Source organism: Paenimyroides tangerinum, assembly GCF_003865405.1.
GTDB classification, from domain to species: Bacteria; Bacteroidota; Bacteroidia; order Flavobacteriales; family Flavobacteriaceae; genus Flavobacterium; species Flavobacterium tangerinum.
Window position 1 is genome coordinate 58,300 of sequence record NZ_RQVQ01000018.1, and the last position, 13,934, is coordinate 72,233.

Annotated in this window: 12 protein-coding genes; 7 read left to right on the top strand and 5 right to left on the bottom strand. The window is 30.0% G+C overall.

Features of this window, described 5'->3' with window-relative positions; translation table 11 throughout:
* Window position 1 precedes the first annotated feature (1 nt).
* Genes EG240_RS09455 through EG240_RS09475 form a run of 5 tightly spaced genes read left to right on the top strand, consistent with a single transcriptional unit; the run spans window position 2 to window position 3,328 of the window.
* Entirely contained in the window at window positions 2–706 is a 705-nt protein-coding gene (locus EG240_RS09455; protein WP_125019151.1) for a 16S rRNA (uracil(1498)-N(3))-methyltransferase, read from the top strand.
* 3 nt (window positions 707–709) lie between these two features.
* The gene (locus EG240_RS09460) at window positions 710–1,891 is read left to right on the top strand and encodes a class I SAM-dependent methyltransferase (protein WP_125019152.1); all 1,182 of its coding nucleotides are present in this window, start codon (window positions 710–712) and stop codon (window positions 1,889–1,891) included.
* A complete protein-coding gene (locus EG240_RS09465; RefSeq protein WP_125019153.1) occupies window positions 1,888–2,463 on the top strand; it encodes a hypothetical protein in 576 nt (191 codons plus the stop codon). The genes EG240_RS09460 and EG240_RS09465 overlap by 4 nt, the downstream gene beginning before the upstream one ends.
* Window positions 2,464–2,487: 24 nt before the next feature.
* On the top strand, window positions 2,488–2,889 hold the full coding sequence (locus EG240_RS09470) for a hypothetical protein (protein ID WP_125019154.1): 402 nt from the start codon (window positions 2,488–2,490) through the stop codon (window positions 2,887–2,889).
* Between the two features lie 25 nt (window positions 2,890–2,914).
* Window positions 2,915–3,328: a PH domain-containing protein gene (locus tag EG240_RS09475; protein WP_125019155.1), complete on the top strand. Its 414-nt coding sequence runs from the start codon at window positions 2,915–2,917 to the stop codon at window positions 3,326–3,328.
* Window positions 3,329–3,353: 25 nt separating this feature from the next.
* Here the strand turns inward: EG240_RS09475 and EG240_RS09480 are convergent, their stop codons facing one another.
* On the bottom strand, window positions 3,354–3,788 hold the full coding sequence (locus EG240_RS09480) for an acyl-CoA thioesterase (RefSeq protein ID WP_125019156.1): 435 nt from the start codon (window positions 3,786–3,788) through the stop codon (window positions 3,354–3,356).
* Window positions 3,789–4,019: 231 nt separating this feature from the next.
* Here EG240_RS09480 and EG240_RS09485 point away from each other — a divergent pair, with 231 nt between their 5' ends.
* Window positions 4,020–6,209 carry a glutamine synthetase III family protein gene (locus EG240_RS09485; protein ID WP_125019157.1) on the top strand — a complete coding sequence of 730 codons (2,190 nt, stop codon included), beginning with the start codon at window positions 4,020–4,022 and terminating at the stop codon, window positions 6,207–6,209.
* 73 nt (window positions 6,210–6,282) lie between these two features.
* Here EG240_RS09485 and EG240_RS09490 read toward each other — a convergent pair whose 3' ends face one another.
* From EG240_RS09490 to EG240_RS09505, 4 genes are all read right to left on the bottom strand, one after another.
* Window positions 6,283–7,008 (bottom strand): LOG family protein, encoded by a 726-nt coding sequence (locus tag EG240_RS09490; RefSeq protein ID WP_125019158.1) that lies wholly within the window; start codon window positions 7,006–7,008, stop codon window positions 6,283–6,285.
* A 15-nt stretch (window positions 7,009–7,023) separates the two neighbouring features.
* Window positions 7,024–9,855 carry an excinuclease ABC subunit UvrA gene (uvrA, locus tag EG240_RS09495; protein ID WP_125019159.1) on the bottom strand — a complete coding sequence of 944 codons (2,832 nt, stop codon included), beginning with the start codon at window positions 9,853–9,855 and terminating at the stop codon, window positions 7,024–7,026.
* 80 nt (window positions 9,856–9,935) lie between these two features.
* A complete protein-coding gene (locus EG240_RS09500; protein WP_125019160.1) occupies window positions 9,936–11,747 on the bottom strand; it encodes a chloride channel protein in 1,812 nt (603 codons plus the stop codon).
* A gap of 41 nt (window positions 11,748–11,788) precedes the next feature.
* Window positions 11,789–12,391, bottom strand: coding sequence for an acyl carrier protein phosphodiesterase (locus tag EG240_RS09505; RefSeq protein ID WP_125019161.1), 603 nt, complete (start codon window positions 12,389–12,391; stop codon window positions 11,789–11,791).
* Window positions 12,392–12,479: 88 nt separating this feature from the next.
* Here EG240_RS09505 and glmM point away from each other — a divergent pair, with 88 nt between their 5' ends.
* Window positions 12,480–13,868: a phosphoglucosamine mutase gene (glmM, locus tag EG240_RS09510; RefSeq protein ID WP_125019162.1), complete on the top strand. Its 1,389-nt coding sequence runs from the start codon at window positions 12,480–12,482 to the stop codon at window positions 13,866–13,868.
* Window positions 13,869–13,934 lie beyond the last annotated feature (66 nt).

A 13,934-nucleotide genomic window follows, 5' to 3' on the forward strand; every position in this document is an offset into this window, starting at 1 on the left:
TATGCAATTATTTTACACTCCAGAAATAAATAACGACACTGAAACTTACTTTTTTGACAAAGAAGAAAGTAAACATATAATTAAAGTTTTACGTAAGAAAGAAGGTGATATTTTACATGTTACTAATGGTTTAGGTTTTTTATTCAAAACAGAAATCATTCTAGCTTCTGAAAAAAAATGTACGGTAAAAATAATTGAATTCCAACAACAAACTGAGGTTCCTTTTTACATCCATTTAGCGGTTGCACCGACCAAAATGAACGATCGTTTTGAATGGTTTTTAGAAAAAGCTACTGAAATTGGAATCCAAGAAATCACACCAATTATTTGCGATCATTCTGAACGAAAGATTATTAAAACCGATCGTTTTGAAAAAATCATTCAATCGGCAATGAAGCAATCAAATCAGTTTTATTTACCTAAGCTTAATGAACCAATGACGTTCAAAGAATTTATGAATCTTTCTAATGACGGAAATTTATTTATTGCGCATTGTGAAGATACTATCAAAAATGATTTACATAAAAACATTCCTTTGAATGAAAAATACACCTTATTAATTGGACCAGAAGGGGATTTTTCAACCAAAGAAATTGAAACTGCAATCGCAAAAAATTTCAAACCAGTAGCTTTAGGAAACACCCGTTTAAGAACTGAAACTGCTGCTGTTGTAGCTTGTCATACTTTTGTTTTAGCAAATTCATAAATTATGGATTTATCTTTTATACTTCTTCCAGAAATTCAAAAGTTCATTAATGAAAATCTAAATACTGATGTTCAAAAATTAGCTTTAAAAAAGAATCCATTTCCAGAATATGATTGGAAGATTATAATCAATCAAATTCACGCAAAACAAAAAGCACAATATAAATTACCAACTTGGTTTGAAACAGAAAATATCATTTTTCCTTCGGTTTTATCTATTGAGCAAACTTCATCTGAACCTTTGGCAAAATTTAAAACAAGTTTGATTTCAGGCGAAAGATTAATTGATTTAACTGGTGGTTTTGGTATTGATGCTTACTATTTCTCAAAACAATTTAAAGAAGTTTATCATTGTGAATTTAACGAAGACCTTTCGGATATAGTAAAATCAAATGCAAGATTTCTTCAATCGCAAAATATCAAAACATTTAAAGGAGATTCATTAGAAATTCTAAAAAATTTAAATCAAACTTTTGACTGGATTTATATTGACCCAGCAAGAAGAAGCGATTCTAAACAAAAAGTTTTTTTATTAAAAGATTGCACGCCAAATGTTCCTGAAAATTTAGAAGAATATTTTAAATATTCAAATCAAATTTTAATAAAGTCTGCTCCTATTTTAGATATTTCTGCTGGAATCAATGAATTAGAATTTGTAAAGAAAATCTACATCATCAGCTTAGAAAATGAAGTTAAAGAATTATTATGGATTTTAGAAAAAGGATTTAAACAAAAGATTGAATTAGAAGCTGTAAATATAAATAAAACAGAAGATTACAAAATTTACAAAACAACTTTAGAAGATGATTCTTTCTGTGATTTTAGCCAACCTAAAAACTATTTGTATGAACCATTTTCTTCAGTTATGAAAACTGGAAATTTTAATAAAATCGCCAATGATTTCAATTTAGGAAAATTGCATCAGCATTCCCATCTTTACACAAATGATGATTTAATTGATTTCCCTGGAAGAAGGTTTAAAATTGAATCCATAATTCCGTATCAAAAAAAGGAAATGAAAGCTGTTTTTGAAAATCAAAAATATAATATCACAATTCGTAATTTTCCAATTTCGGTCGAAGAATTAAGAAAAAAATGGAAAATCAAAGATGGTGGCTCAAAATTTGCTTTCTTTACAACTAATTTTCAAAATGAAAAAATAGTACTTATTTGTAATAAAATATGAAGAAAATTTTACTAATTCTTATAATCGGATTTATCAGTTCTGTTCAAGCTCAGAAAAAAAACTGTTCTATTGATTATGAAGTCAAAAACGATTCAGTTGATTTAATCAAATTGAATGACAAATTAATTTTCGAGAAAAATTTCAACGAAAAAAACGAAAGTTTATTTTTCTCATTAATTCGAAGCGGAGACGAAAATGTTTTACAATTTCAATGGCTAGAAAAAAGTAAAGATTTCACAATCAATCGTTGTTTTAACGCTGATTCTGAAATTCGTATCGATTTAATAAATGCAGATTTTGTAAACTTGAAAATTTATGACAATGACGTTTGTGCAACACTTGTTTTTGATGAAGTTCAACAAAACAACCTTAGAATTTTAAATACTTATTTCAGAATTGAAACTCAAGATTTAGAAAAACTTTTAGCTTCAAAAATGTCGTTATTAACAGTAAATTTTTCTACAGGAAAAGAATATTATAACATAACAGATAAGTTAATATCAGAAAACTCAAAAACAGAATCTAAACCAGCTTTCTTTTTTATCGAAGAAATTCCTTGTTTAAAAAAATAAATAATCACAATACAAAAATAACAAATGTTATATCAACCTATATTCAATGAGTTTTATGAACTTGTTAAAAAAAGTATCACTGAAGGAAAATTTGCAAAACTAACACTTGCAAAAACTATTGGTGATACTGAAATTAAAAACGTATATATCAAGCTAAATATCTTAGAAAACAATACGTATAATTTTGCTTTACTTACTAGATATAAAACGGAAGAAATTGAAAGTTTTCATTCTATTGATGAAACGTTTGAAATAATAAGTTCTTATATTAAAAATCCGTTTTTGACTGTATTATTATTTACAATTGAAAAAGATTATACTTTCAAAGTAAATAAAAAAAATGCAGGCTCTATAGTTGAACAAGAACCAACATTTAAAAATGTTTCTCCAGTTATGCAAGAAATGATTGATAAAGGAATTATATAAATTTAAAAAGCGATTTCTAGTTATCATGAATACATACAAATCTAGAGTTGGAATTGAAATGAAAATCATTTTACTTCTAATGTGCTTGTTTAATTTATATATTCTCATCACCGAAGGCTTTCATTTTTTCTTATTGATTTTAATGTTTAGTCCGATTGTATTTATCATTTATGTTATCAATCAAACATATTATCAAATCAAAAATGAAGTTCTTTATATTAAATCAAGCTTCTTTTTTCGTGAAGAACTTCCAATAAATAGGATTAGAAAAATAGATGAAGTTATAAATATAATCAACTCCCCTGCAATGTCAATAAAACGACTAGAATTGTTTTATGGTAAATATGATAGCATTATGATTTCACCTAAACATCAGGAACAATTTATATCTGAACTTTTAAGTGTGAATAACAATATTGAAATTAAACTTAAAAAATAAAATCCAACTTATTTAAGGTCGGATTTTATTCAGCATTAAAATTTTCAGATTTTGGTATAAATTCTATCAAACCGACCAATTCATTTGGAATTAAAGTAAGTTTTCTTTCAGCTAAATTCATCCAAGCACCATCAACATTTACAACAGCACATTTCACATCTTTACTATTGTACAATTCGTGTGTAATCGAAAAACGATGATTCTCGTCATTAAATTTAGTCATTAAAACTTTTACATACACTTCTTCATCCATTCGAACTTCTTTGAAATAAATAGTTTCTTCTTTGAATAAAATAGGACCAATTTTATGTTTCGCAAATTCTTGCATTGAAAAACCTACCTGTTTCATCATATTGCTTCTTGCTTGCGTACATAAATCCGAATAAGCAGAATGTCTTAAATGTCCGTTTGCGTCTATTTGAGACCAAAGAACTTGTCCTTTATAGTAGATGTTTTCCATTTTTTATATTTGAACACAAATTTAATTTATTTTTACTTCATTTTCAACCTAAAAAATAAATTTAAAAGTATATTTAAATTTAAGTAATTGTAAATTTGAGGGGGTGATTGTGTGTAATCAATCTGTTTTTGAAAATAAACGCAAAAAAAACAGGGGTCTTGTTATGTTTTTGATTTTTTTTATTACTTTTGAGCCATAATTAAGGAAGTAAAACTTAAAACACTTAAAAAAATGTCGTCAATTCGTTTTGAAGCTTTAAAAGCAGCTAGTTCAAGAAAGCCAGTTCATGTTGAAGAATTGGATAAAAAATCTATTATTTTCGGAAGCAATGTTTTTAATGATAAAGCAATGCGCCAGTTTTTAACTTCAGAAGCTTATAAAGCTGTAAAATCTGCTATGGATCACGGAACAAAAATTGACCGTAAATTAGCTGATTATATTGCTTTAGGTATGAAAGAATGGGCTCTTACAAAAGGAGTAACACATTATACACACTGGTTTCAACCATTAACTGGAACTACAGCTGAAAAGCATGACGCATTTTTTGAAACTTCTTTTGACGGATCTGATCCAGTTGAAAAATTTGGCGGTACTCAATTAGTACAGCAAGAACCAGATGCTTCTTCTTTCCCAAATGGTGGAATTAGAAATACATTCGAAGCTCGTGGATATACAGCTTGGGATCCAACTTCTCCAGCTTTTATTTATGGAACTACTTTATGTATTCCAACAGTTTTTGTTTCTTATACTGGTGAAGCTTTAGATAACAAAACACCTTTATTAAGAGCGTTAACAGCTATCGATCATGCTGCAACTGAAGTAGCTAAATATTTTGATAAAAACGTTAAAAAAATAACTCCAACTTTAGGTTGGGAACAAGAATATTTCTTAGTTGATGTCGCTTTAGCAAATTCTCGTCCTGATATTCTTCAAACTGGAAGAACTTTATTAGGTCATGTTTCTGCAAAAGGTCAACAATTAGAAGATCATTATTTTGGTTCAATTCCATCTCGTGTTTTAAATTACATGCGTGATTTAGAAAACGAATGTATGTTATTAGGAATTCCTGTTAAAACACGTCATAACGAAGTTGCTCCAAATCAATTTGAGTTAGCTCCAATTTTTGAAGAAACAAACTTAGCAGTTGATCACAATTCACTATTAATGGATGTGATGCAAAAAGTTGCTGAACGTCATGATTTTAAAGTTTTATTCCACGAAAAACCTTTCAAAGGAGTAAACGGTTCTGGAAAACATAATAACTGGTCATTAGCTACAGATACTGGAATTAACTTATTAGCTCCAGGGAAAACTCCAAATAGTAACTTACAATTTTTAACATTCTTCATAAATACAATCAAAGCTGTATTTACTTACGAAGAATTATTAAGAGCTTCAATCGCATCGGCATCTAACGACCACCGTTTAGGAGCTAACGAAGCACCTCCGGCTATTATTTCAATTTTCATTGGTCAACAATTGACTAAAGTTCTTGAAGAATTAGAAGGTGTTTCTCAAGGAAAATTATCTCCAGAGGAAAAAACAGATTTAAAATTAAACGTTGTAGGAAAAATTCCTGATTTATTATTAGATAATACAGACCGTAACAGAACATCTCCATTTGCATTTACAGGAAACAAATTCGAATTCCGTGCGGTTGGTTCTACTGCAAACTGTGCTGTTTCAATGACAACCTTGAATACGATTGTTGCAAAACAATTAAAAGATTTCAAAATTGAAGTTGATACATTAATCGAACAAAAAGATTTAAAGAAAGACGAAGCTATTTTCAATGTATTGAGAGAATATATCAAACAAACAAAAGCAATCTTGTTTGAAGGAGATGGATATAGTGACGCTTGGGAACAGGAAGCTGCAAAACGTGGATTAAGTAATCACAAAACGACTCCTGGAGCTTTAAAAGCAAAAGTTTCTCAAAAAGCATTTGATGTTTTTACAGAAATGAATGTGATGAATCACACAGAAGTTGAATCTCGTTACGAAATTGAATTAGAAGAGTACATCAAGAAAATTCAAATTGAAGGACGTGTTTTAGGTGATATTGCTAGAAATCACGTAATTCCTACAGCGATTAAATATCAAAATACATTGATTGAAAACGTTAAAGGATTAAAAGATATTTTTGGCGATAGTTTTGAAGAAGTTGCTAAAGAACAAATCATTATCATCAAGAAAATTTCTGGACATATCGAAGGAATCAATGCAAATGTTCACGCAATGATTGATGAACGTAAAAAAGCAAATTCTTTATCTTCAATCGAAGAAATGGCTCACGCTTATTGCGATAATGTGAAACCTTATTTTGATGTAATCCGTTACCACGCTGATAAATTAGAGTTAGAAGTTGATAATGAACTTTGGACTTTGACTAAATACAGAGAATTATTGTTTACGAAATAATTAAAACACTTATATTCATAAAAAATCCGATTGAAGTAATTCTCAATCGGATTTTTTTGTTTTAATATATATTTTAGAAGTTTGGTTTTAAATTGTATTTCTTATAGAAAGTATCTAAAACTTCAACCACTTCATCTGCTGTATCAACGATTTTAATAAGATTCATATCGTCAGGTGAAACATTTTTGTATTTTTCTAATAAAACGTTTTTCACCCAATCAATCAAACCGCTCCAAAAATCTGTTCCGACTAAAATAATTGGGAACTTACCAATTTTCTTTGTTTGGATTAAGGTAATTGCTTCAAACAATTCATCTAAAGTTCCAAAACCACCCGGCATTACAACAAATCCTTGAGAATATTTTACAAACATTACTTTTCTTACAAAGAAGTAATCGAATTGTACGTTTTTGTCGTGATCGATATACGGATTGAAATGCTGTTCAAAAGGCAATTCAATATTTAAACCAACCGAAATTCCACCACCTAAATGTGCTCCTTTATTTCCTGCTTCCATAATTCCAGGTCCACCACCAGTAATTACACCGTAACCAGCTTTACTGATTTTGAAAGCAACTTCTTCTGCTAATTTATAAAATGGGTCATCTGTTTTTGTTCTTGCCGAACCAAATATCGAAACACAAGGACCAATTCGTCCCATTTTTTCATATCCGTTTACAAACTCAGACATAATTTTAAAAATTGCCCAAGAATCGTTTGATTTTATTTCATTCCAAGATTTTTGCTCTAACTTTTCTTTGATTCTAGCATCATCTTCATTTAAAATTTCTTCACTCATAATTTTACTTTTTATCTAAGATAGCTCTTTTTTTAGAAATTTTGCCGTGTAACTTTTCTTATTTTTAATGATTTCTTCAGGAGTTCCTTTGGCAATGATTTCTCCACCATTTTTTCCACCTTCATATCCAACATCAATAATATAATCGGCAATTTTAATCACATCCATATTATGCTCAATAATTAAAACCGTATTTCCTTTATCAACTAAATTTTGAATAACTTCCATCAATACACGAATGTCTTCAAAATGTAAACCTGTTGTTGGTTCATCTAAAATATAAAAAGTATTTCCGGTATCTTTTTTAGATAATTCGGTCGCTAATTTAATTCGTTGTGCCTCACCGCCAGAAAGTGTCGTACTTTGTTGTCCCAATTTAATATATCCTAAACCAACATCCTGAATGGTTTTGATTTTACGATATATTTTAGGAATATTTTCAAAGAACGGAACCGCTTCGTCTATCGTCATATTTAAAATATCTGCAATTGATTTTCCTTTAAAACGAATTTCCAAAGTTTCGCGATTGAATCGTTTTCCCTGACAAGTTTCACATTCTACATAAACATCAGGTAAGAAACTCATTTCAATTTTACGCAAACCAGAACCTTCACAAGTTTCACAACGTCCGCCTTTTACATTAAAACTAAATCTTCCTGGTTTATAACCACGAATCATTGATTCTGAAGTTTTTGTAAACAAAGTTCTGATTTCAGAGAAAACTTCAGTATAAGTTGCAGGATTTGAACGTGGAGTTCTCCCAATCGGACTTTGGTCAATTCCAATTACTTTATCGATATGTTCTAATCCCTCTATTTTTTTGTATGGTTCTGGAACTTTTACAGCATTAAAAAAATGTTCGTTTAATATTGGATATAAAGTTCCATTTATTAAAGTAGATTTTCCACTTCCAGAAACTCCAGTAACACAAATTAATGTTCCTAAAGGAAATTCTGCAGTAACATTTTTTAAATTATTTCCAGTTGCACCACTTAATTTTAAGAACTTTCCGTTTCCTTTTCTTCTTTCTTTTGGAATCGGAATTGCAAGTTTTCCGTTGATATAATTTGCAGTTAACGTATCTTCAAGAAGCATTTCTTTTGGTGTTCCAGCACTGATGATTTCACCTCCATTTGCTCCAGCTTTTGGACCGATATCGATGACATAATCTGCCATTTCAATCATATCTTTATCGTGCTCAACTACTAAAACCGAGTTTCCGATATCACGTAATTTTTCTAACGAATGAATTAATTTTTCATTATCACGTTGATGTAATCCAATACTTGGTTCATCTAAAATATATAAAACCCCAACTAACTGCGAACCGATTTGCGTAGCTAAACGAATACGTTGCGCTTCTCCACCAGAAAGTGTTTTTGAACTTCTGCTTAAGCTTAAATAATTTAATCCAACATCTAATAAAAAAGATAGACGTGAGCTAATTTCTTTAATTACTTCTTTGGCAATTAATAATTGTTTTAAATCTAAATGATTTTCTAAATCAGCAAACCAATGGAATAATTGGTCGATATCCATACTTGCCAATTCACCAATATTTTTCTCATTAATTTTAAAAAATAACGATTCTTTACGCAAACGACTTCCTTCACAAACGCTACAATTATTTTCGTCCATAAATTCTTTCGCCCAGCGTTTGATGGTTGCCGAATCGCTTTCTTCGTACTGATTTCTTATGAAATTAGAAATTCCTTCAAAATCAATTTTATAATCTTTTGTAATTCCTAAAACTTTAGATGCAACAGAAAAATTTTCTTTTCCTCCATCTAAAATCATTTCTAAAGCTTCAGCTGGAATTTTGTCGATTGGATCAGTTAATTTAAAGCCGAATTTTAACGCAATTATTTCCAACTGGTTGAAAATCCAAGAGCTTTTTTGTTCTCCAATTGGGACAATTCCACCAGCTTTTATTGAAAGCGTTTTGTTTGGAATTATCTTAGCTAAATTAATTTCATTAACTGTTCCTAATCCGTTACAATGCGGACAAGCACCTTTTGGTGAGTTGAATGAAAAATTATTTGGTTCTGGATTTGGATATGAAATTCCAGTTTCTGGACACATTAAATGACGACTAAAATAACGTGCTTCATTACTCTCGTTTTCTAAAACCATTAAAATATCATCACCGTGATACATCGCGGTTTTGATACTTTCAGTTAGTCGTTGTAAAGTTGCATCAGAATCGTCAACTGCAATTCGGTCAATAACTATTTCGATATCGTGCGTTTTGTATCGGTCGGCTTTCATACCCGAAACGATATCTTTAATCTCGCCATCAACACGAACTTTTACAAAACCCTGTTTAGCAATTTGTTCAAATAGTTCACGATAATGTCCTTTTCTAGATTTTACAACCGGAGCCAAGATATTGATTCGTTTTCCATTAAAATCTTTAATGATTAGCTCTTTGATTTGCTCATCAGAATAGCTGACCATTTTTTTGCCCGTGTTGTAGCTATAAGCATCTGAAGCACGAGCATAAAGCAAACGTAAAAAGTCGTAAACTTCGGTAATTGTTCCTACGGTCGAACGTGGATTTTTACTTGTCGTTTTTTGTTCAATAGCAATAACAGGCGAAAGACCTTCAATTTTATCAACATCTGGACGTTCTAAACCTCCCAAAAATTGTCGTGCATAAGAAGCAAAAGTTTCGATGTATCTGCGTTGTCCTTCAGCGTAAATTGTATCGAAAGCTAATGATGATTTACCAGAACCAGAAAGACCTGTGATTACTACTAGTTTTTCACGCGGAATAACAACATCTATATTTTTTAAGTTATGAACGCGAGCGCCAAAAACTTCAATTTTATCTTCAGAATTTTGCATATAATTTGTCAAACCGCAAATATACGATTTTCGTGTTTTTTAGTTACTTAAAAAAGATTTAAATATTTGGAAATTAGATTTTATTCGATTCTTAAATTCTTTAAGTTTTCACGATAAACTTCTAAAATAGTTGTTTTGTCAACGTAACCTAAATATTTATTTTCTCGAGTTAGAAGCATATGAATATTTTTGTTTTCATCCATATATTTTAAAACATTTCCGGTATTTTCTGTAATCGAACAAAAATGTGCTGGATGAATAATATCTTTAAAGTTGGTAAATTTGATTTGGAAACCACTAAAAATAAATTTTCTAACAGCATCTAAATAAATAATTCCAATGATTTGATTTTGCGAATCTAAGACTGGAATAAAAGTTTGATGTGATTCGGTGAAAATTCGTTTCACATCATATATTGTAGCATTCTCTGTCAAAGTTTCGACATCTTTTTTGATAATATTTTGTAATTCAATTCGGTTTAAAAGGTTTTTATCTTTATCCGATGTAAAAACAATTCCTTTATCTGCAATTCCAATAATATCCATTGAATATTTTTCAAATCGTTTACAAATCGCAAAACTAATCGAAGAAACAATCAATAAAGGAAGCATTAAACCATAACCGCCCGTAATTTCGGCAATAAGGAAAATTGCAGTCAACGGTGCATGAAATAATCCACTTAAAACTCCAGCCATTCCAACAATGGTAAAATTATTAATTGGCAAATCTTTCAAACCGATTAACGATATAAATTTTGCTAAAATATATCCTAAATATGAACCGACAAATAAAGAAGGAGCGAAGTTACCACCGTTTCCGCCACTTCCTAAAGTTAAACCTGTTGCTATCGATTTAATAAAAACCGTTGCTGTTACGAATAACAAAATAATCCATTGGTTTTTTTTAAAATTTTCAACTAAAGAATTTTCTAAGATTAATCCTGCCTTATTATCTGCAAGCGCTTTGATACTTTCATAACCTTCACCAAAAAGTGTCGGAAATAGGAATATTAAAATACCTAAAATAGAAGAACCAATCAAAGCTTTATGGTATGGTTTAAATTTAGAATTAGCTATTTTATGTTCAACTCGTCTAAACATTCTAGCATGATAAACAGCAAATAAACCTGTAAATATGCCTAATAAAACATAGTAAAAAATGTTATCGTATGTGAAAGTTAATTGATTTTTGAACGAAAGTAATATGTTTTCCTTAAGAATTACATTCGAAATAATCGCACCTGTTGCTGATGAAATCATAATCGGAATAAAAGCCGTGACGCTCATATCTGCCAAAATAACTTCGATAGCAAAAAGCACTCCAGCGATTGGCGCATTAAATGCAGCGGCGATTCCTGCGGCAACTCCACAAGCAAGTAACAAGGTTCGGTCTTTGTAATTTAGGCGGTAATTTTGTGCAAAATTTGAACCAAATGCAGCTCCGGTTATTGTGATTGGTGATTCTAAACCAGCCGAACCTCCCATACCAACAGTTAACGAACTTGTAATGATTTGTGCATACATTTGTTTTCGTGGCATAATACCTGACTTTTTTGCAACAGCAATCATAATTTGGCTTGTTCCTTTTTCGATACTTCCGTCTAAAAATTTTCTGATAATGAAAACGGTAAGTAAAATTCCTATAATTGGTAAAATACTATTCAGATAAGGAAGTTTTAAATATGAATCTATGTTTGTCGCAAATTTCAGAACCGTATGAGCGAAAGATTTTAAAACAATAACAGCTAAAGCAGATGAAATACCTACGATTACACAAGATAAATATAAAAATTGTCGGTCTGTTAAAACAGATTTCAATAAATATAGAATACCTTCAAAATATCTGAAGGTTTTAGCAAGTCTATTTTTAATTGTTTTTTTATTAGCTTTCATTGTGCAAAAATATCGGTCATAACTCGATTAAAAAAATTAAATCACACATAAAATTTATTTACAAGTTCATTTCTTTTTGAGTCCGAAAATAAAATCAATTCATTGAAGAATAAAGTAAATTCTTCTTCAAAAAGAGAATAATCTTTTCTTAATTCGATAATTGATTCTTTCATATTTGAATCAAACTTAAATCGGTTATCCATTTGACCTAAAATAATTTCTAAATCTTCGAGAAATTGATAATTGTACAACCAATTTCTGTCGGTCATATAAGGAAGTAAATATTTTGTTTTGTCATTCAATTCGTCATAATGATTTTGTAAAATTTTATAGAAATCATTAGAAAAAATATCAAGCGGAATTGAACTATAATCTTTCCAGTTTTTTGCAAGAAAATGGTCGTAAATCATATCTGTTATAATGCCAGAAAAATGATTGTATTTGGTTGAAAAACGACGTTTTGATTTTCTGAAAATTTCGTGATTATCAGTAAATGTATCTATTTGACGATGTAATAAAACTCCAATTTTTATATCGAAATGAAAGTTTTCGTAATCTTTTCCACGAATGCCATCACCCATAAAATTTCCAATTTTAATTCGCTCGTTATTTCCTGATAAATAAATGTGGGCTAAAAAGTTCATTCTTCGAAGATAATGAATAAATCTGTGTTTTTTATGAAGTCTTCTTTTTATATTTGCGATATTAATATTGAAAAAAACACTTGAAAATATGACATTAATAAAATCGATTTCTGGAATTAGAGGAACAATCGGAGGAATAGTTGGAGATAATTTAACTCCAGTTGATGCTGTAAAGTTTGCATCTGCTTATGGAACTTTCTTAAAAAATAACATTTCAAAAGATAAATTAAAGGTTGTAATTGGTCGTGATGCTAGAATTTCTGGACCAATGATTCATAATTTAGTTGTAAATACTTTAATAGGTTTAGGAATCGATGTTATTGATTTGGGATTATCAACTACACCAACTGTTGAAGTTGCTGTTCCGTTAGAAAAAGCGGATGGAGGAATTATTTTAACTGCTTCTCACAATCCAAAACAATGGAATGCTTTAAAATTGTTAAATTCGAAAGGTGAATTTTTAAGTGGAGCTGACGGAGCTGTTATTTTAGAAATTGCAGAATCAGAAGCATTTGTTTTTTCGGAGGTTGATAATTTAGGTACAATTACTGTCATTACTGATTATATGGATAGACATATCAATGAAATTTTAAATTTAAAATTAGTTGATGTTGAAGCAGTAAAAGCTAAAAAATTTAAGGTAGTTGTAGATGGAGTAAATTCTTCTGGAGGAATTGTTATTCCAGATTTATTGGAGAAAATGGGTGTTGAAGTTGTAAAATTATATTGCGAACCAAACGGACATTTTCCACATAATCCAGAACCATTAAAAGAACATTTAGGTGATATTTGTAAATTAGTTGTTGAAGAAAAAGCAGATTTCGGTATTGTAGTTGACCCGGACGTTGACCGTTTAGCATTTATTTCTAATGATGGTGAAATGTTTGGTGAAGAATACACATTGGTTGCTGTTGCTGATTACGTTTTAAGTAAAACACCTGGAAATACAGTTTCTAATATGTCTTCATCTCGTGCTTTACGTGATATTACTGAAAAACATAACGGAAGTTACAAAGCTTCTGCAGTTGGAGAAGTGAATGTTGTTGAAATGATGAAAGCTACAAATGCAGTGATTGGAGGAGAAGGAAACGGTGGAATTATTTATCCAGAAACACATTACGGTCGTGATTCGTTGGTTGGAGTTGCTTTGTTTTTAACGCATTTGGCAAACTTAAATGTTACTGTTGCTGAATTACGTGCTTCATATCCACAATATTTTATGAGTAAAAATAAAATTGAGTTAACTCCTTCAATTGACGTTGATTTGATTTTAGAAAAAATGGCTGAGAAATATGCAAACGAAGAAATTACAACTATTGATGGAGTGAAAATTGACTTTGCTGAAAACTGGGCACATTTGCGTAAATCAAATACAGAACCAATTATTCGTATTTACACTGAAGCTAAAACTCAAGAAATCGCCGATGAGTTAGCTTTAAAAGTTATTGACGAAATCAAAGAAATTGCAGGATTGTAATTTTTGACTAGTCCTGAAATAGCGATACAGTTTTTCAATGATTAAAAATACATAAATTAAACAGTA